Origin of the sequence: Streptomyces niphimycinicus (genome assembly GCF_018883605.1) — a bacterium.
GTDB lineage: Bacteria > Actinomycetota > Actinomycetes > Streptomycetales > Streptomycetaceae > Streptomyces > Streptomyces niphimycinicus.
The window spans coordinates 1-18,990 of sequence record NZ_JAHLEM010000066.1 but is presented as its reverse complement, the minus strand read 5'-3'; the positions used below and the strand labels follow the sequence as shown (position 1 = coordinate 18,990).

Here is an 18,990-nt window from a genome sequence, read left to right as displayed (position 1 = left end):
CTGGCAGACGTTCCATCACCAGTAGACCCGGAGACGGAACGGATCAAATACTCGTTTCCCCCAAGAAGGAAACACGATACTCCCAGGGCCACCCGAGCACCTTGCGCCCCCGAAGGTTGCACGGAGGGCCCTCTCCGCTGAGACAGCTCAGCAGGCAGCAGCCACGGTGCAACGAACTCGACCAGCACTCCCGGATACCCGCTTCAGGAAGACCCGTGAGCTCCCCCGGGACGAAATTCGCTCCCGATCTCTCTACCCCGTTCGGCTATTCACGAGCCGTCTCTCCCAGAATTCTGGAGGGAAACACCACACGCCCAACGCGGGTGGTGATGGCAGGCGGATCGCCTGTTCCAGCACAAACAGCCCCGAGATGCTGCCAAGTCTGCCATGTCAACTCCCAGAGCCCGGGGAGCATGGGCGCATGGACGGCACCGCGCGACCGGCTCCGCGTATGGTCTCGGGGACGCCATTGTCCATTGCGATCGCGTCGCCGACCATTCAAGGGTGGATGCGTCGTGAGTTGCAGGAGGTACTCCAAGGCGAGACCACACACTGACGGCCCCAGTTCAGCAGCCACCTGCTGGTCCGCTGGCGGAGCCTGCTCCAACAGGTCAGGCCAACGCACCACGATCACCTGCTCCCAGAGCTCGGGCGGTACCGTGTTCGCCAAGTGGTGACTTTCTCCTACAGGAAGATCCCTGAGCCGCCGTTCTGCCTCCTGTGTCTGCCCTACGTAACACAGCCCCATACCAGGAAGTAAAACCCCGTAGAGCACAGGGCCAGTCATTTCAGGGCAGTCTTCATGCGGACTCGTTAGCAGTTCCCCGATCCTGTAGGCAAAGTGATATCGCCGCTCTTGCCATGCAGCAAGCCCAGACACATCAGACATGAGTTCACGCAGAGACGTGCGCCATCCGTTAAAGGCGTCATCAAAGCGGTCGTCCACAGATACGCCCCCTCCGGTGACTAGGCCAAGGGTTGGAATTACACCGACGCCCTTCCGACGCTGGCCGATTCAGCCCCCGCCCTCCGACCGCCGCCCTGCGCATGCACAGTACAGCTGCCTGAAGACCGCGGAGGCGTCTGCCAGCCGCAGTCAGCCTTCTCTCCCGTTGCACCACATCGTCTATTGCCAGTTCAGGAACGTCGCCATAGCCCGCCCCCAACGCTCAGTCACGCCCTCGTGTGCAGCCCGAGGAGGACGCCACATGGTGGAGCCGACCAGAGCTTCACCGGTGACGCAACGAGTGCCCCGCATGTCCTCGCTCCCCTGGCCTGCTCGTACATTGCGGCCCAAACCACCTCGGCCTGCGAGGGGTAAAGAGCCCATGGACCGGTCCGCTGACAGGCAAGGGCGCGTGTCCCATCCGGTCAGCGGCTGTACTCGACGCACCCACGACGCGCGTCCTGGACACGGGCGTGAAGCAAGAACATCCTCCTGAAGCTCTCATTGCACGGACGGGCACACAGAGTCCTGCCAGGGCCCACTGCGGCCGACCGGCACGGGCACGGCACCTAGAGCCGATGTAGTCCCCGGCACGCGTGGTTCATGGGGGGGGAACGGAGCGCACGGGGTGGCCGCGAAAGCCAACGCCGTTGGACGGACTCACGGCCACTCCGCGGTGCCGTTTCGCCATATTGGTCAATTCTTTTTAGTTTTGCGGGCAAGCTGGACCCAGAGCGGTGGGTGTGCCGCCGTCGTACGACACTGTGTGAGGAAGGCCGATGGATGTTTCCTGGCCCCCGCGCCTGGGTCTGGGGGACCAGGTGCGGTTCGAGGGCCGAGTTTGGGTGGTGGCCGGTTTCGCAGATGGACTCGTCCACCTGACGGACCCGCTGGGCGACATCGCATGTCCCGCAGTCGCGGAGTTGGCACTGTCCGCAGACTTCGAGGTTCGGGAACGCGGCTCTCGTGTGCCTCCGATCCGGGATCTGCCGACGACCGAGGGAATCCTGGATGAAGCTCGGTGGTGGGAACAGCACATTACGGAGGTCATCAGCGGGGTGCCCGTCGGATCCGCTCCTGATGTCATGCCTCGCTCCGCGTACGATCCCGCGGTCCACTCGCTGAGCGAGCGGGAAGCGGCCAAGGCCGCCGAGCTCACGGCTAAGGGGGTCGCCTGTGTGTCGGCGCGTACCGTGCGGCGCCGTCGTCAGCGCTACCAGGCTCAGGGGATCGAGGGGCTGGTCGACGGGCGGGCAGTGCGGCAGCAGGCTCCGGGGGCTCGTCAGGACCCGCGCGTACTGGAGACGCTGCTGATGCTCGTATCGGACGACGTCCAGCGAGGCCATACCGAGTCGGCCGAAGGATACCGGCAGGCTGTCGGCCGCATGCTGGAGGCGTTCTATGGCAGTGGCACCGTGCCGCTGCCGTCACGGTCCACGTTCCAGCGACTGGTGAAATCGGTTCGGGCCCAGCACGGCGGGGCGCTTGGCATCACCGCGGTCGACGAGAACGGCTTCAAGCTCTCCCGGCCCGGCGAGCGCGTGCATATCGACACCTTCGAACTGGCGCTGCCCGGGCGTCTTGCCCGCCGCTCCCTGCGATCGGTGCGGGTCACGGTCGCGGTCGACGAACTCACCCTGATGATCTGCACCTTGATGGTCCACCCGTCCCGCGACGGAGTGGACGGGCCGACTCTGCTGGCACGCCTGTGCGGTCCACCTGCTCCGCGGCCTGAGCAGGGCGGCGCCGACGAGCACGGGGCAGTGCCACTGATCATGCCTGAATCACTGGTGTTCGACAGCTTGCGGATGCGCCGGGGGCGCGAGTTCCTGGCCGGGTGCCGCGCCATGGGCATCCGAACCGAGCGTCGCAGCCCGACGACAAAGGCGGCCGCAGAGCGCATCGCCAGCAGACTCGTCTCGCTCTTCAGCACGGAACTGACAACGCTGGGGGGGGACCCCTCCCATGACGACATCTCCTTCATCGGCTGGTTGCAGAACCGGGCCGAGCAGTGGGTGGAGTCGGTCTGGCAACATCAGCCCCAATGGGGGTTGCAGGCATTAGGAGGTCACAGACACGAGACGCCGTCCTCGGCATACGAGGCCTGTGTCGCCAGGCTGGGGTGGGCGCATCTGCCACTGGGCGGGGACGTGGTTCGGCGGCTTCTGCCCAGCGTGACCCGTCAAGTGACGGAGAAGGGCGTGTGCGTCAAGGGGCGCCACTACTTCCACGTCGAACTCGCGTCCTTGAGGGTAACTGGGCCAATGGAAGTACGGTATGACCCATATGATCTGCGTCAGGTGTGGGTGCACACGAGCGCCGAAGCCTGGTTGCAAGTGCCCTTGGCCATGGACAGCGGGCGGCTTCTGGCTCCCTGGTCGCGCGACAGGATGAGCACCGGCACCAGACGCCGCCATCTGCCTCATGTCCCCGCTCAGGAGCCCTCGGTGCTGGGCTCTGTCCGGGAACGGCTGTCCTACCACGCTCAACTCCCTCCCCTTCGAACGCCGTTCCTTCAGGACGTGCTCCACCTCGGCGCCCGACTCGCCATACTGAACCGCACTCCCACAGGCGGCAGACAGGGCCTGTTGATCACTGGGCCACCCCGCAGCGGAAAGACCACGGCCTTGCAGGAACTGGGTCGGTGCTTCTCCCAGATGGCTGTCGATGGCATTTCCGCAGGCCCGCCTGTTTACCTCCGTCTCCACCCGGCCGACAGCAGCCGGACGGCGCTCCTCAGACTGGGGAAGCTCGTCGGCCTGCCGCCATGCCCCCGGAGGACAAGTACCGCCGCTGCCTCCGAGGCGGTACTTGAGGCCTTGATCGCATCGGAGGCCAGTCTGGTCCTGGTGGACGACGCCATCCTTGACGCCTCGATCCCCCAGAAGCCATGTCCGGTTGAGACGCTGCACTTTTTGGCGGATCAGGTACCGGCCCTCTTCGCCTATGCCGGTCCGGACAGTGAAGAGGACTCCTCCGCACCGTCGCACGGGGCAGGGCAGACACGTCTGACTCATGTGCGGCCAGCTCCTGTGCCGTACGGGGCAGACTGGGAACGCCTGGTCGGGGCCCTCGATGAGAGCCTCCGACTGCAGCAGCACGAGCCTGGCTCCTTGGTCCGGCTGGCTCCAGTACTGCATGACCGGACCGGCGGCTGGGCAGCAGCCCTGGCTCACCTCGTACGCTCCGCCGCGATCGACGCGATCCTCTCCGGACGCGAGGAGATCACCGAGCGGGACTTCGCCTCCATGACCGTGTGAGCGGTGCCGCATCACAAAGCCGCACGCCTCGACGTGTAGCCGAAGAGACCAGGTTTCGTGAGCAGCCCTGAATGTTGATGTCTCTTAAGACCCACACTCGCGCACAGCATCGACCCTACGCCGCGTAGCCTGCCCCTCCCTGTCCCCGAGCACAGGGGTCTCATGAGGTCGATCCAAGACAGGTTCCAATCACCTTCCCGCCCTCCCATGCCCATGTCTGACCGTGTCTGTCCTCCTCTTCCGTATGGGCAGACGGGCTGCCTGACTCCCCCTACTGTGTCGCCATGAGTCAGCACGAAGGCCACCCGTCCTCGGCAGACTGGGTGGCTCAAGACCTGGAACAGTTGCTCCACGAATGCGACGCACTCATCGAGTCCCATGACGAGCAACTGCGCCGGCTGCGGGCTTCGATCACTGATCTTGAGACGGAGCGCGAGCATGCCTGCCGTAAGCGGGACCAGGCAAGGCGCGTCCTGGAAACCCTGCGCGCGGCCGTCCTGGAAGGCCAGCAGCTGCGCGCCGCTCGAACGCAATCACCTAACCCGCACCTGCGCATCGTCTCTGGCTCAGAGGACTCCTCGGTGCCACACGCCAGTTCCGAGACCGGTACGCCCGGGACCTCGCAGCTCCCTCCAGGCAACCCGGTCGTGCTCATCGAGGGACCACGGTCCGTGACTATCATGAAGGTGATCTCGAGCGACGGTAGGCGGGACTGGACCGCACGAGCGGTTACCGACGCTCTCGGCGAATCCGCCGACGCCGTCCGGCGAAACCGCTGCGTTCTGGAGACCCTCTGTGGCCGCGGCGTGCTGACGAAGAAGCAAAGCCCCAGCGGCAGGGGAAACGGCAAGAACGTCTTCTACCGGCTGGCGGCCCCCTGGCAGGCCGCTTGACCCCAACCCGGCACGGTCCATGAGCCCAGGACCCGAACCACAACCTCATATGCAACAAGCGCCGCCGCGCCCAGCCTGTTGGTTTGGAAGCCCTATCGGCCTGGACACGGCGGCGGTCAGCGCCCTCAGAGGTCGCCGTCCTCGACGCTACCGGCTTCCGGTAGCGTCCGCCGGACGTTCGGCCAACTCACCCCAGAAGGGTCGAACACTCATGCCCGAACGTTCATTACGTTCGAGGTCGGCGTTCCTCGCGTTCCGCCGTTTCCACGTCCCGCTGCCGCTTGATCCCCTCAGCCTGCGGCTGCACCCTCCGCCCCCTCTCGTCGCGCGGCCACTCCAGGTGATTGGGCCAGAGCGACTCCCCGAGAGCGCCCTCCAGATTCGCCACGGTCAGCAGATCAGGCCACACGGTGCCGGCCAGGACGTTGGCGATCACCTGTCGGTTGACATCACTCGCCTGGGCCAGCGCATTGGCGCTGATGTTCTGGCGCTCCATGGCCTCCGCGAGCGTGCGGGCAACTGCCTGGGCCACCTGCGCCCCGAGATGGTGATCCATCACGGCATACGGCCAAAAGCCGTCCATGGCGTATTCACACGGCTTCTTGGCACGTCGGTTCCCTCCAGGCATGTGAACAGTGTGACGGAGAGGCTGCCGGGATGCGCCCACCAACGAGTCATGCTACTTGAATAGCAGAAGCCGATGCGGGTCAACGCAGACACTCGTACGCGGGAATTTCCTCACGCCCTGAGTGGAGGGGCCCATGACGAAGGAGACGGACGGGGATGAGCAGCCGTCGGAATGCCGCCGGGCAGTTCGGCAAGCCACTGCCGACGGACCGGGTGCTCGCCCATGAGCATGTGGCGATCACCCGGGTTTCCTGCGCCGCCGAGGCGCCTTTCACGGCCGTGGATCTGGAGGGGCTCACGGGAGTCCCGGCCCGTCGTTGCGGACTCGTCATGGCCTTCCTGCTCGCGTACGGGCTGGTCGAGAAGGCGCCGGGGCGCAATGTCTACCGGTCCACGAAGGCGGCGGGGAACGTGGCCCGCGCCTGGGAGGAGAGCGAGGCGGAGGGCCTCAGAGCACTACGTGAGATGTGGAAGGCGTCCTGGTTCGCCCGGGCCGCGAGCAAGCGCCTGGCGCCGGGACCGACTCTGCGGATCGGCCTCGTGAGCAAGCTGATGACGTTCTCACACTCCGGTGAGGCGCAGCGCCGCAAGGTGGAGATCTTGGTCGACCTGATGGTGGCAGTCGGCATGTTGCACCCCGAGGACGACGGCTATCTGCGCTGGATCGATGACGCAGCCGTACCGAAGCCACGCAGCCAGCCCCAGACCGCTCCAGCCGACGCTCCCCCGTCCGGCGGCGCCGAGACTCCGGACGAGGACACCGGACCCGCGGGGCCCGCGCCGGACGGCGGCATCCCCCGGCCGCGCGGCCACGCTGACATGCCGCCCGCCAGCAGCGTGAACGAGGACCTGATCCGCCTGATCAGTCCTCCGATCCTGCTGGCCGACCTGGCACGCCTGTCGTCGGAGGACATCGTCGCCCTGCACGGCCACATCCGGGGGCTGGCAACGCTCCTCGCCAAGTTGAGGGGGCCGTCCATGCCATAGACACAGCCAGAAACAGCAGGTCCGGCAGCGCCGCATCCCTTGGCCGGGTGGCGCCGCCGGACCCCACCTCCACCACCACGCCGCGCGGCACGGCCGCGCGGCCGAGGGGCTTCGGCATGCCCACACACAAGGCGAGGGACACGCACCACGGTAGCGGTCCGGCGCCACTTCACAGCAAGTACTGCACCGCGCTGCTGTCTGCGCGCGGTCGGACCGGGAAGGTGCTCGTGGCCGAAACGAAGATCAAACAGGCTCTTCTGTCTGTTGCCCGTGCCTGGGAACAGCGCGCTGTCGCCGGCGAAATCAGCCTCGAAACCGTCACCCTCTACTCTCAGGTCGCCGAGCGGCTCCTGCGCTTCGCTGAGGCCCAGGGGGTGACATGTCTGGATGACGTCACCGCCGAACTCGTCTCTGGCTTCATCGAGGCTCCGGGCCACGACCGTCACCGCGGCATCATCCTTACGCCGGCCGCCGGCACCCGTCGACAGCGCCGCTCCGGGCTCGAGGCGCTCTTCGCGGAGGCCCGGGCGCTCGGCCTCACGAAGGCCGCCCCACTGGTGGACTTTCCGCCGATTCCTCGCAGCCCACGCAAGCACGGTACTGAACTGAGCGACATCGACGTGCAGTTGCTCCGGTTCCACGCGGAACGCGGCATGCCCTCCACCCGCCACGCCGCGCTCTTGGCCTTGCTCCTGGCGGGCCTGCACACGGCTGAGATCGCCGCCGCGACCACCGACGACCTCAACCTCGCGGAAACCGAGGTATGGACGCACGGCGCCACCCATACCCGTGGCCGATGCTGTCCACTGGACGACTGGTGCACCCAGGCACTGTGGTTGCGCTGCACCCATCTCCTGCGCAGCAGGGAGTCCGGCCCACCGCCGTGCCTGGTCACCGCCGCTACATCTGCCTATCGATCCCAGGCCAGCGTCTGCGCGGGTTTCGGCGACATCGCGCGCCGCAGTGGCCTTGCCACTCGGGAACGCAGGGTCGAGCCCAAGGACGTCACCCGCTACGTCGCCCGTCAGGTCCTGTACAAAACCGGTCAACTCTCCGAGGTCGCCCGCCGCCTGGGACTTTCCTCACTCGACGCGGCAGCCGCTTTCGCCGGTCTCCGGTGGAGCCCGGAGGATGAAGGCGGTGAGGTAGCTTGAGTACGCCCAGAAAGCGTCCCCGCCGGACCAAGAAAAAGCCTGCCAAAGACAGGACCTGGCTGATCGGCCCCGCTCCCGATGACGCTTTCGGGTCCGCCTCCGACGCGCCCCCTCCGCCGGGCCCGGAAGCACCCCCGCTCGCGATCGACGAGCGATTCGAACACCTGCTGGAGAACCCTGACCTGTACACGGCAGTACGCACAGCCTTACCAGCCCGCAAACCCCAGAGCGTCGGACGCCCGTCGACCCACCCGCCCTACGTCTACTTCCTCTTCCTCTGCGCCATTTCCGTATTCGGCTCGGCCCGCAGCACAGCATGCCACCTCCAGCGGGACATGTGGTGGGGTGCGGTACGCGAAGCCGTCCGCAGGCACCTCGGCCCCGAAGAGGCCGACGCCCTCGCGCCAGTCGGACCCAGCAGAAGTCAGTGGAACTACTTCTTCAAAAACCATCTCAAAAAGCACGTGCCTGCCGTCCGTGACGCAAGCCGAGACCTATGGATCCGACAGGCGCTCGACATGGGAATGCTGAAGGAAACAAGGGGGCGGGGAAGCTGGATCTACCCGGAGCGCGATCAGGTGATCCACGGCGACGCAACGGTGGCCGCGCCGCCTTCCGACCACACTCATCACGAGACCGCCGACGAAGAAACCGGCGAAATCCGCCGACACCGGGTGGACGACGACGCCAGTCACACAACCGAAGGCGGAGGCCGGAAAGTATATGGAAATAAATTCCTCTCTCTAGCCGTCCGCGCCGCGAACACCCCTCACAGCCGCGTCATCCTGGCCTTGGAATCCATCCGCCATAAATCACGCGCGCGCGACCCTGAACGCGACGACGAAGGGACAGCGGTCGTCCGACTTGTCCAACATATTTTGCGAACAGCACCAGGAATTCGCGCTTTCACTTATGATACCGCCCTGCGTGGCGTACACCGGGCACCGCTCATCGCAGAGGGAATTGTCGTCTTCACTCCCCAGCACGGCGGACTCGAACCACATCCCCTGCACCAGCGCAGATCCAAAAAGTGCACCCACAAACTGTATGCTGTCGAGGGACGAGCCTGCGAGTGGCGGCTCACCGTAGACGGAAAGGCGTATTACACGCCTCTCCCGGTCGACGAACTGGAGCGCCGAAAGGAAAATTTCGCCCGTTTCTACCACCGCCTCACAATTCCCTGCCCCGAGGGCGACCATGGGCTCCGCATCCGCGTGGACGAAACCAAAGAAGACCGAGAAATCGACCCGTCCACCAAGAAGCAGCGCTTCAACAGGACCGAACATCTGAGGCAGATCGCGCCAGGCACTGTCGCCGGCAACCGCCTCAAGGGATTCCGACAGGACAGTGAATCCAGCCATTCCCGCTTCGATCAGTCATATCCACACAAGCGGGTTCCCGCCTACGGCGCCAACGCCGCCCTCCTCATCTACATCGGCTACGCCTGGGTCAACAACTCCATCAGTCGCGCCCTGGGCCGGAAGCCTGCCGACCTCGCCTCCTGACTGGTTGACCCTGCCGATCAGGGCCCCAAAACCACCCGCCCAACTCGCCTCCCCCAGGGCCGACCTCCCACACCGACCTGCCACCCAGCAGCCCACCTGACCGACTCGCCGACCGCCGGTGCACCAGCCGCTACACTGTGGGCGGTGGCAGAGCTGCGCGTCAGCCATGCCGCCGCAGGACTGCTGGGATCGTGTCTGCATGGGTCCGCCCACCTGGGCACCAATTTCAGACACGTTTTCCGACAGATCCCGGCCTCCGTAGCTCAGGGGATAGAGCACCGCTCTCCTAAAGCGGGTGTCGCAGGTTCGAATCCTGCCGGGGGCACCATGCCTTAACAGGCCGAACGCCCCCGCGATCTTGGATCGTGGGGGCGTTGACGGCAGAGGTTGACGGCAGTTCCGCCTACGGCGTGAAGGGTCACCCGCGGTCTCCAGCAGTGAGTTCACCGACGAGGCCCCGAATGCGAGCCCGGATCTCGTCGCGGATGGGTCGTATCGCCGCAACACCCTGCCCGGCCGGATCGTCGAGCTTCCAGTCGAGGTAGGTCTTGCCGGGGAAGTAGGGGCAGGCGTCGCCGCAGCCCATGGTGATGACCACGTCCGAGGCTTGCACGGCTTCGGCGGTCAGCACCTTCGGGATCTCTGCCGCGATGTCGATGCCGACTTCCGCCATGGCTTCCACCACGGCGGGGTTGACGTGCTCGGCCGGTGCCGAACCGGCGGAGCGGACTTCGACGCGGTTGCCCGCGAGGTGGGTGAGGAAGGCCGCGGCCATCTGGGAGCGGCCCGCGTTGTGGACACAGACGAACAGCACGGATGGCTTCGGCGAGGGCTGGGGGTCAGACATGGGCGGAACCTTCCTGGGCGGGCGCGTGCTCGGCGGTCATGGCGGTGGGCTGGGGGAAGTGGCGGCGGGCGGCGAGGGCCACGTGGACGAGGCCGATCAGCACGGGGACCTCGATGAGCGGGCCGACGACTCCGGCCAGGGCCTGCCCGGAGGAGGCGCCGAAGGTCGCGATGGCGACGGCGATGGCGAGTTCGAAGTTGTTGCCCGCGGCGGTGAACGCCAGCGTCGTTGAGCGCGGATAGTCCAGTCCCATGGCCTTGCCCAGTGCCATGGACCCGGCCCACATCACGGCGAAGTAGACCAGCAGCGGCAGTGCGATCCGCGCCACGTCCATTGGCTGTGAGGTGATCGCGTCGCCCTGGAGGGCGAACAGGACGACGATCGTGAACAGCAGCCCGTACAGGGCGAACGGGCCGATGCGCGGGATGAACTTGGTCTCGTACCAGGCCCGGCCCTTGGCCCTCTCGCCGAGGCGCCGGGTGAGGAACCCGGCCACCAGGGGGATGCCGAGGAAGATCAGCACGCTGCGGGCGATCTCCCACACGCTGATGTCGAGACCGGTCTGTTCCAGGCCGAGCCGGCCGGGCAGCACGGTGAGGTAGAACCAGCCGAGCGCGGAGAAGGCGATCACCTGGAAGACGGAGTTCAGGGCGACGAGGACGGCGGCGGCTTCGCGGTGGCCGCGGGCCAGGTCGTTCCAGATGATGACCATGGCGATACAGCGGGCCAGGCCGACAATGATCAGGCCCGTCCGGTACTCCGGCAGGTCCGGCAGAAGGAGCCAGGCGAGCGCGAACATGACCGCCGGGCCCAGCACCCAGTTCAGCACGAGCGAGGAGACCAGCAGGCGCCGATCCCGGGTGACGGTGTCGAGGCGGTCGTAGCGGACCTTGGCCAGCACCGGATACATCATCACCAGCAGGCCCAGCGCGATCGGCAGCGAGACGCCGGTGACGGTCACCTTCGCCAGGGCGTCGCCCAGGCCGGGAACGAGCCGCCCCAGGCCGAGGCCGGCCGCCATCGCCAGCAGGATCCACACCGCGAGGAAGCGATCCACGAACGACAGGCGCGCGGCGGCCGGAGCGGCCGAGGACGCCGTCGTGGCGTCGGCGGCCATCAGGCGTCCCCCGCCGTTCCAGCGGGCTCGGGCAGAAGCTGCCCGGCGGGGCGGGTGAGGATCCCGGCGAGCCGGTCGGTCATCTCCGGCAGCAGCCAGTAGTAGACCCAGGTGCCACGGCGCTCGCAGTCGATCAGCCCGGCCTGCCGCAGCAGCTTCAGATGATGGGAGATCGTCGGCTGCGACAGATCGAAGGCGGGAGTGAGGTCGCATACGCACACCTCGCCCCCGGCCCGGGAGGCGATCATCGACAGCAGCCGCAGCCGGATCGGATCGCCCAGCGCCTTGAACACCTTCGCCAGCTCGATCGACTGTGCCTCGTCCAGGGGAGCGGTGAGCAGCCCCGGGCAGCAGCCGTCGGCGTCGTCCTGGCCGAGTACCGCAAGCTCTTGTTTCGACATTCTTCTATGTTGACGTTTTTCGATCCAAGGCGCAATGTTGCATTGAAGAACATCGATACAACCCGATGGGAGTCCTCGTCATGTCTCGTGTGCAGCTCGCCCTGAACGTGCCCGACCTCGACGCTTCGGTGGCGTTCTACTCCAAGCTCTTCGGCGTCGAGCCCGCCAAGCGCCGCCCCGGATACGCCAACTTCGCGATCACCGAGCCGCCGCTGAAGCTCGTCCTGATCGAGGGCGAGGCGGAGCAGGAGACGCGACTGGATCACCTCGGCGTCGAGGTGACGTCCACCGACCAGGTCACCGCCGCCACCGACCGCCTGAAGGACGCGGGGCTCGCCACCTTCGAGGAGAACGACACCTCCTGCTGCTACGCCCGCCAGGACAAGGTCTGGGTCCACGGCCCCGGCAAGGAGCCCTGGGAGGTCTACGTCGTCAAGGGCGACGCCGACCAGATGGGCAAGAGCGCGGCACTCGACACCGCCGACGCCTGCCGCACCAACGAGCCCGCGACGACAGAGGACGCCATGAGCGGCGGACGCCGAGCCTGACAACAAGCCGCGGAGGCGCCCCCTCCTGGCCGATGCATGGGGATGCGTTGGAGGGGGAAGGACTGGACCCGTTCGGCGGCACACCAGGTGAGGGCGCGATCACCTGTAGTTAGAAAGAGAACGTCATCTTGCCATCCCGGTTGATCAGCATGCCCGCTGGGTGCCGGTGATGCGCCGCTTCACTCCAGCGCTGAGGAAGGCGTAGCGATGAGGTTCATTTCGCGGTCCGGCGCTCTGACCGTCGCGGTCGGTGCGGGACTCTCCCTCACGGTCCTGCCCACCGGGGCGGCCAGTGCCGCCGACGACATCCCGGTGCGGTGCGACGACATCCCCGGCCTGGTGGCCGCGATCAACCAGGCCAACACCAACGGCGGTCGCATCACCCTCGCGCCCCGCTGCACCTACACACTGACCACACCGGACAACCCCGACGACGGGCTCCCGGAGATCACCGGGGAGGTGACCATCTCCGGCAACGGCTCCACCATCCGACGCGACCCGGACGCCACGGAAAGCTTCCGCATCTTCCACGTCGTATCCGGTGGCACCCTCACCCTGAAGTCGCTCACCGTCAGCGGCGGCGTCAGCAGCAACGCCGGCGGCGGAGCCCTCAACGAGCAGGGCACGCTGAACCTGAACGACGCCGCCTTCAAGGACAACTCCGCGGTCACCGGTGGCGGCATCTCCAACAACGGCGGACAGCTCAACCTCGACCGCACCACCGTCGAGCGCAACACCGCGGCCGACTTCGGCGGCGGAATCCTCAACACCGGTGACGGCACAACGACGATGAAGCGCGGCTCCCTGCTCAAGAACCGGGCGGTCACCAGCAATGGCGGCGGTTTTGAGAACCAACTGGGTACCGCGTCCCTGGAGTCCGTATCGATCAGGGGCAACACCGGCATCGAGGGAGGCGGCATCCGCAACGTGAACGCCTCCACCCTGAACCTGAAGTCGACCACGCTCAGGGACAACATCGCGGTGAGAGGCGCGGGCCTCTCGAACCTCACCACCACCGCCGGTACCGCCACCGCCACCCTGGTCGACAGCCTGGTCACGCGCAACACGGCGATCACCGCCGGCGGCGGCATCGACAACCAGGCGGGTCAGGTGACGCTCACCAACACCAGGGTCATCGACAACGCCCCGGACAACTGCGCCCCCGAAGGCAGCGTCCCCGGCTGCACCAACCCCACCGCCACCATCGACCCGCCCGCCACTCAAGGGCTCCAGTCCGACGACGACATCAAAGACCCCGAGTGAGCCGGCTGAGCCGAAGCGCGGCCACGAGCCCCTGACCACGACGCCGCTGAAGGGCGGGACCCACTCACCGGGTCCCGCCCTTCCGCGCGCGTCCGACCACTCGCCGAGCCGGACACGCGTGAACTCCACCGAGCACCGCTTGCTCATGTTGTTCTTGCTACTCACTACCTGAACAGCTTCCTCCGGGACTCATCCGTCCCGGTAAGGCTGTCCAGGTCAGCGGGGCAACTCGAGGCCGAGGACCAGGACGTGATGTGGGCGTACTGTTTGTGGTGAAGCGGGCTTTGACTGGGAGGACTCATGGGCTCCCTGGAGACACCTATGGGTGTGGATGTACGGGATAGGCTGCTCGCCACCGCGGCACAGGAAGTCGTACATGCGCTGAGAGCTTCGGCGGCGACGGTGTATCTTGTGCGCCCGGAACCACCGAAATCGATGCTGATAGCCACGGCAGTGGTGGTCAGTCCCCTCGGAGTGGGACCTATTGAGCATATAGCGACAGATGATCCGGTATATGCGACGGCGGCCGCTTATCGGTCCGGTGATACGGCGACGGCACATTCGATCGATTTCCTGGGAGAGCATCCCGAGGAGGCGGTTTCCGTGCCGTTTCCTTTTACCGCATTTTCGGCCCCCGTCGGCGGGGTAGGGGTGATGACCGCGTTTTGGATCAATGGCCCCAGGGAGCCGACGGCAGAAGAGCGGCGGCAGCTCACGGAGATATCCGGCAGGCTGGGGCGCGAGTTGGAGCATCTGGCCGCCCAGCGGGTGCCCATGACTCCTCCGGCCGTGCCACGGGTACACGCCGCGCAGTCGGGGCTGGCTGAGGGCCAAGGAGCAGCGGCCATTGGCAACGCGCCGCTCGTCTATCACCTGCATCGGCTCGCCGTGCAGCTCAACCACGTGTCGGACGGCCGGGAAGCTGCCGCGTTGGCCTGTGCGCGGGTGATGTCCGCGGTGGACGCGGACGCGATGGCGGTGACCCAGGTAAAGGGTGACCGGCTCGTCATCGCCGCTGCCGAGGGTTGCTCGCGCTTGTTCCTGCGGGAGCTGGAAGGGCAATTGCTCATCAGTGCTTCAACGCCCGAGGCGAGGGCGGTGGCGCACCGGCGGCAACTGACCTATGCACCGGGAGCGGCACTGACACGCGGCCGGGTGGGGGCAGGGGACCGTGACGATTACGCCTGGGTGGTGCTGCCGCTCCTAGGGGGAAGCGGGGTCGTGGTGGGCACCTGCTCGATCGGCAGCGAGCAGCCGGGCATCTCGAAGACCGCTCCGCCCGCGCTGGCCACGCTGCTGGGACAGGCACTGGAACGCACGGCGGCGGACGGCGCCCGACACGCCCTCGCACAGCAGCTTCAGAGGACCCTTTTGCCGCGGGTGCTGCCACAGTGCGCAGGCATCCGCAGCACGTCACGATACGTACCGACCGGCGGGATCGACCTGGGCGGCGACTGGTACGACCTGGTGACGCCGGCTGATCAGCACAGCGTCACCGCGCTGGTCGGCGATGTCCAGGGGCACGACATCCAGGCGGCTGTGGTGATGGGCCAGCTCCGGGCGGCCGCGCGAGCCTATGCCACCGAGGGCCACCACCCCGGCGCCATCCTGGGGCGGATAAACCGCTTTCTCTGGGAGAGCAGTCATTTGATGTGCACATGCGCATGCATGCAAATCGACTTGGATACCGGCGTCGCCCAGCTCGCAACCGCCGGACATCAACCGCCCATAATCCGTAATCCTGCGGGCTGCTATTGGAATTCCAATTCCGACCTGGACATAGGTGTACCGCTGGGAGTCGATCCCGATAGCTCATACATGGTGACCGAGGCCATTTTGGAGCCGGGCACGCTGCTGGCCCTCCACACCGATGGAGTGATCAATCCAGAGGAAACCCAGTCGGATATCATGGAGGTCGCGATTAAATCCTCCGGTGCCGACGAGTTGGAAACTCTGGCAGACGAGCTGATCCGCCGCCGCAGCAATCGCATGACCGATGACGCAGCGCTGCTGCTGCTCCAATTCGAGGGTCCTCCCGCGTATGCGCGCATTCGTCAGCTCGAAATCACGCAGAATGATTTGCGAGGTGCTCATCGTGCTCGTTTCGCCGTGCATGGCTGGCTGCATGAGTGGGAGATGGGCCATATAGCCGAAAAGATGGAGCTACTCGTATCCGAGGTGGTCACCAATGCGCTGATTCATGCCGCCACCGACGTGTATGTGTGTGTGCGCGGATACTCGGGCTCTGTGCGTGTCGAGGTGCGGGACAGCGACGTGCACCCGGCGCGACCGGACACCTCGCCCCTACAGGACGGCGATCTCGCGGAGAGCGGCCGCGGGTTGCTCATCGTGGATGCGCTGGCGGACCGCTGGGGCAATTCGCCCAGCGGCCGGGGGAAAACGGTGTGGTTCGAGGTGGCGGCGAAGCCATCGCGTCCGTGAGGCTGGTCGGCACATCCGGTTGATCTTGCCCAGGCGGGCGTGGGCCTGTTTTTCAGCTCCTTGCACCGGCCACCGTGAACGCGGAACGCGCATCTCACCGGCCGGCAAACACGGCATTCGGTGAATGTGGGCCGGTTCTGGATCAGATAGTCACGTTCCGGCTCTCTACTCCGGGCCGCGACTAGAATGGCACCGAGGACAGGGGGTTCGGTGATGCCCTCAGCATGCGCAGCGCGCGGAGCATCACCGTCGAGCAGACGCACCTCACGTTGAGGTGGCGTGGACGGACAAGCTCAACGGCATCCGTACCGACATCCTTTCCCCGCGCCCTGGGGTTCCGCATGGATCTGAACACCATCGAGGCGGTCGTCGAGGCACCTACCCGTGCCGAGCAGTCGGTGTGGCAGGCGGGCGACGCCTGGCTTGCCGGCGGCACGTGGCTGTTCTCCGAGCCGCAACCGGAATTGCGCCGCCTCATCGACGTGAGAGGTTTCGGCTGGGCGCCGTTCAAGACCGACGCCGATGGGCTGGAGATCGCCGCGACGTGCACACTGGCGCGGCTCGTCGAAATCCCGACACCCGCGGAGTGGACCGCGACCCCGCTCCTGGACCAGTGCCGTCAGGCGCTGCTGTCTTCGTTCAAGGTCTGGAACGAGGCGACCGTGGGCGGCAACCTCTGCCTGTCACTGCCTGCCGGCCCGATGATCTCGCTCACGGCGTCTCTCGACGGCGTCTGCACCATCTGGACCCGTGAAGGCGGCGACCGGCAGGTCACGGCCGCCGACTTCGTCACTGGTCCGCAGCGCAACGTACTCGGACCCGGTGAGCTGCTGCGCTCGATCACCTTGCCGGCGTCCGCGCTGCGCTGCCACACGGCCTTCCGCCGGATCTCGCCGACCCCGCAGGGCCGGTCCGCCGCACTGGTCATCGGCAGGCGGTCACCCGAAGACGGTGCGTTCGTGCTGACAGTGACCGCATCGACCGTGCGTCCGGTCCGGCTGGCTTTCCCCGGGGTACCCGGGCCGGGCGAGCTGCACGCCGCCCTCGACCAGGCGATCCCGCCGGAGCTCTACCACCGCGACGTGCACGGAGCACCGGCGTGGCGGCGCCACATGACTCTCCGGTTCGCCGAGGAGATCCGGTCGGAGCTGTCGTCGCTCGGGGAGGGGCGAGGCCGATGAAGATCGAGGTGAACGGTGAGGTCTTCAGCGAACCAGCGCGGCCCGGGCAGTGTTTGCGGAGCTACCTGCGGGATCTCGGCTGGTTCGGGGTGAAAAATGGCTGTGACGCGGGCGACTGCGGCACGTGCACCGTGCACGTCGACGGGCGGCCTGTGCATAGCTGCCTCTATCCCGCGTTTCGCGCGGCCGGCCATCGGGTCACCACGGTGGAAGGACTCGCCCGCGCCGGGGATCTCCATCCGGTCCAGCGCGACTTCCTGTCCGCCCAGGGCTTCCAGTGCGGCTTCTGCACAGCGGGCATGATCACGACGGTGGCCGCTCTCGACCCCGCCCAGATGCGGGATCTCCCCAGGGCGCTGAAGGGAAACTTCTGCCGGTGCACTGGCTACCGCTCGATCGAGGACGCCGTCCACGGGATCGTACAAGTGGAGCAGGATCCGAAAGGGGAGCCGTTCGGACGGAACCTGGCGGCGCCCGCCGGCCGGCAGGTGGTGACGGGAACGGCCCGTTACACCCTGGACGTCCCCGTCGATGGCCTGCTGCATGTGAAGCTGTTGCGCTCCCCGCACGCGCACGCGCGGATCACGGCGATCGACACCAGCGCCGCGCGTGCCGTTCCCGGTGTGCGCACTGTTCTCACCCACGAGGACTCACCGCCACGGCTGTACTCGACAGGGCGGCATGAGGACCCTAAGGGCGATCCCGCCGACACACGGCTCTTCGACGACGTCGTCCGGTTCGCCGGGCAGCGGGTCGCGGCCGTCGTGGCCGACACGGTGGCAGCCGCGGAGGAGGGCTGCCGCAGGCTGGCCGTCACCTACGACCTGCTGCCGAGCGTGTTCGACCCCGAGGAGGCGATGGCGCCGGGCGCCCCCCTGCTCCACGGCGACAAGGGGGCCGAGCAGTACATCGCGCACGCGAAACGCAACATCGCCGATCAGGTGCACGGTGACATCGGCGATGTGGAGGCGGCCTTCGCGCAGGCGGATGTGGTGTGCGAGCGCACCTATGTCACCCAACGTGTCCAACACGCGCACCTGGAGACCCACGCCTCGATCGCCTGGCTGGACGAGTCCGGCTGCCTCACCGTACGGACGAGCAGCCAGGTGCCGTTCCTCACCAGGAAGGCCCTGTGCACCCTCCTCGACCTGCCCACGGAGAAGGTACGGGTGGTGTGCGGCCGTGTCGGCGGCGGCTTCGGGGCCAAGCAGGAGATGCTCACCGAGGACGTCGTCGCGCTGGCCGCGCTGCGCACCGGGCGCCCCGTGAAGCTGGAGTTCACGCGGGAGGAGGAGTTCACCGCGACCGTCACCCGCCATCCGGTCAGCGTCCGCGTCAAAGTGGCCGCACGGCGCGACGGCACGCTCACGGCCGTGCGGTTGCGGGTCGTCTCCGACACCGGGGCGTACGGCAACCACGCCTGCACCGTGTCCCGCTCGTGCAACGAGTCGATCGCCGTCTACCGCTGTGCGAACAAGAAGGTCGAAGGGTACGCCGTGTACACCAACCACATGCCCTCCGGCGCTTTCCGCGGGTACGGGCTCAGCCAGACGATCTTCGCCGTCGAGTCGGCGATGGATGAACTCGCCCGCGCGCTCGGCATGGACCCGATCGCCTTCCGGGAACGTAACGTGATCCGGCCGGGCGACGCCATGGTGAGCTTCGGCACCGAGCCGGATGACGTCGAGATCGGCAGCTACGGCCTCGACCAGTGCCTGACCCTCGTCGACACGGCATTGCGCCGCGGCAACGACGTTCCGGCGCCGCCGGGCGAGGAATGGCTCGTCGGGCAGGGGACGGCACTGGCGATGATGATTAC

General features: G+C 66.8%; 14 protein-coding genes and 1 tRNA gene. 11 read left to right on the top strand and 4 right to left on the bottom strand.

Going from position 1 to position 18,990, the window contains the following annotated elements; translation table 11 throughout:
• Nucleotides 1-1,725: 1,725 nt before the first annotated feature.
• Both KN815_RS08030 and KN815_RS08025 read left to right on the top strand, forming a co-directional pair.
• Complete coding sequence (locus tag KN815_RS08030; protein WP_216341048.1) at nucleotides 1,726-4,206, top strand: Mu transposase C-terminal domain-containing protein; 2,481 nt, start codon at nucleotides 1,726-1,728, stop codon at nucleotides 4,204-4,206.
• 284 nt (nucleotides 4,207-4,490) lie between these two features.
• The gene (locus tag KN815_RS08025; protein WP_216341047.1) at nucleotides 4,491-5,099 is read left to right on the top strand and encodes a hypothetical protein; all 609 of its coding nucleotides are present in this window, start codon (nucleotides 4,491-4,493) and stop codon (nucleotides 5,097-5,099) included.
• Between the two features lie 226 nt (nucleotides 5,100-5,325).
• On the opposite strand, the gene KN815_RS08020 is transcribed toward KN815_RS08025, so the two are convergent.
• Nucleotides 5,326-5,727, bottom strand: a complete 402-nt coding sequence (locus KN815_RS08020) for a helix-turn-helix domain-containing protein (protein WP_253208829.1) — start codon at nucleotides 5,725-5,727, stop codon at nucleotides 5,326-5,328.
• Between the two features lie 155 nt (nucleotides 5,728-5,882).
• On the opposite strand from KN815_RS08020, the gene KN815_RS08015 reads away from it, so the two are divergent.
• The 4 genes from KN815_RS08015 to KN815_RS08000 all read left to right on the top strand — a co-directional run bounded on the left by KN815_RS08015 (nucleotide 5,883) and on the right by KN815_RS08000 (nucleotide 9,700).
• On the top strand, nucleotides 5,883-6,713 hold the full coding sequence (locus KN815_RS08015) for a hypothetical protein (RefSeq protein WP_216341046.1): 831 nt from the start codon (nucleotides 5,883-5,885) through the stop codon (nucleotides 6,711-6,713).
• A gap of 227 nt (nucleotides 6,714-6,940) precedes the next feature.
• Complete coding sequence (locus KN815_RS08010) at nucleotides 6,941-7,867, top strand: site-specific integrase (protein ID WP_216341045.1); 927 nt, start codon at nucleotides 6,941-6,943, stop codon at nucleotides 7,865-7,867.
• Nucleotides 7,864-9,372, top strand: coding sequence for a hypothetical protein (locus KN815_RS08005; RefSeq protein ID WP_253208828.1), 1,509 nt, complete (start codon nucleotides 7,864-7,866; stop codon nucleotides 9,370-9,372). The genes KN815_RS08010 and KN815_RS08005 overlap by 4 nt, the downstream gene beginning before the upstream one ends.
• Nucleotides 9,373-9,624: 252 nt before the next feature.
• Nucleotides 9,625-9,700: transfer RNA gene (locus KN815_RS08000), tRNA-Arg, on the top strand.
• Nucleotides 9,701-9,790: 90 nt separating this feature from the next.
• Here the strand turns inward: KN815_RS08000 and KN815_RS07995 are convergent.
• From KN815_RS07995 to KN815_RS07985, 3 genes are read right to left on the bottom strand one after another with little or no spacing between them, the layout of a single operon-like run.
• Nucleotides 9,791-10,219 (bottom strand): arsenate reductase ArsC, encoded by a 429-nt coding sequence (locus tag KN815_RS07995; RefSeq protein WP_216341044.1) that lies wholly within the window; start codon nucleotides 10,217-10,219, stop codon nucleotides 9,791-9,793.
• A complete protein-coding gene (gene arsB / locus KN815_RS07990; protein WP_216341043.1) occupies nucleotides 10,212-11,336 on the bottom strand; it encodes an ACR3 family arsenite efflux transporter in 1,125 nt (374 codons plus the stop codon). Before arsB ends, KN815_RS07995 begins: the two co-directional genes overlap by 8 nt.
• Nucleotides 11,336-11,737, bottom strand: coding sequence for an ArsR/SmtB family transcription factor (locus KN815_RS07985; RefSeq protein WP_216341042.1), 402 nt, complete (start codon nucleotides 11,735-11,737; stop codon nucleotides 11,336-11,338). The genes arsB and KN815_RS07985 overlap by 1 nt, the downstream gene beginning before the upstream one ends.
• 80 nt (nucleotides 11,738-11,817) lie before the next feature.
• On the opposite strand from KN815_RS07985, the gene KN815_RS07980 reads away from it, so the two are divergent.
• The 5 genes from KN815_RS07980 to KN815_RS07960 all read left to right on the top strand — a co-directional run.
• Nucleotides 11,818-12,285, top strand: coding sequence for an ArsI/CadI family heavy metal resistance metalloenzyme (locus tag KN815_RS07980; RefSeq protein WP_216341041.1), 468 nt, complete (start codon nucleotides 11,818-11,820; stop codon nucleotides 12,283-12,285).
• A gap of 207 nt (nucleotides 12,286-12,492) precedes the next feature.
• On the top strand, nucleotides 12,493-13,548 hold the full coding sequence (locus tag KN815_RS07975; RefSeq protein ID WP_216341040.1) for a hypothetical protein: 1,056 nt from the start codon (nucleotides 12,493-12,495) through the stop codon (nucleotides 13,546-13,548).
• Nucleotides 13,549-13,869: 321 nt separating this feature from the next.
• Entirely contained in the window at nucleotides 13,870-15,990 is a 2,121-nt protein-coding gene (locus KN815_RS07970; RefSeq protein ID WP_216341039.1) for an ATP-binding SpoIIE family protein phosphatase, read from the top strand.
• A gap of 341 nt (nucleotides 15,991-16,331) precedes the next feature.
• Nucleotides 16,332-17,171 carry an FAD binding domain-containing protein gene (locus tag KN815_RS07965; protein WP_216341061.1) on the top strand — a complete coding sequence of 280 codons (840 nt, stop codon included), beginning with the start codon at nucleotides 16,332-16,334 and terminating at the stop codon, nucleotides 17,169-17,171.
• The coding region (locus KN815_RS07960; RefSeq protein ID WP_216341038.1) for a molybdopterin-dependent oxidoreductase at nucleotides 17,168-18,990 on the top strand (1,823 nt) is incomplete at its 3' end. The genes KN815_RS07965 and KN815_RS07960, both read left to right, overlap by 4 nt.

Excerpts from the sequence above, each read along its gene's own strand:
- KN815_RS07980 (WP_216341041.1), top strand. The coding sequence starts at position 11,818 with ATGTCTCGTGTGCAGCTCGCCCTGAACGTGCCCGACCTCGACGCTTCG.
- KN815_RS07985 (WP_216341042.1), bottom strand. The coding sequence starts at position 11,737 with ATGTCGAAACAAGAGCTTGCGGTACTCGGCCAGGACGACGCCGACGGC.
- KN815_RS07970 (WP_216341039.1), top strand. The coding sequence starts at position 13,870 with ATGGGTGTGGATGTACGGGATAGGCTGCTCGCCACCGCGGCACAGGAA.
- KN815_RS07975 (WP_216341040.1), top strand. The coding sequence starts at position 12,493 with ATGAGGTTCATTTCGCGGTCCGGCGCTCTGACCGTCGCGGTCGGTGCG.
- KN815_RS08015 (WP_216341046.1), top strand. The coding sequence starts at position 5,883 with ATGAGCAGCCGTCGGAATGCCGCCGGGCAGTTCGGCAAGCCACTGCCG.
- KN815_RS08020 (WP_253208829.1), bottom strand. The coding sequence starts at position 5,727 with ATGCCTGGAGGGAACCGACGTGCCAAGAAGCCGTGTGAATACGCCATG.
- KN815_RS07965 (WP_216341061.1), top strand. The coding sequence starts at position 16,332 with ATGGATCTGAACACCATCGAGGCGGTCGTCGAGGCACCTACCCGTGCC.
- KN815_RS07995 (WP_216341044.1), bottom strand. The coding sequence starts at position 10,219 with ATGTCTGACCCCCAGCCCTCGCCGAAGCCATCCGTGCTGTTCGTCTGT.
- arsB (WP_216341043.1), bottom strand. The coding sequence starts at position 11,336 with ATGGCCGCCGACGCCACGACGGCGTCCTCGGCCGCTCCGGCCGCCGCG.
- KN815_RS08025 (WP_216341047.1), top strand. The coding sequence starts at position 4,491 with ATGAGTCAGCACGAAGGCCACCCGTCCTCGGCAGACTGGGTGGCTCAA.
- KN815_RS08030 (WP_216341048.1), top strand. The coding sequence starts at position 1,726 with ATGGATGTTTCCTGGCCCCCGCGCCTGGGTCTGGGGGACCAGGTGCGG.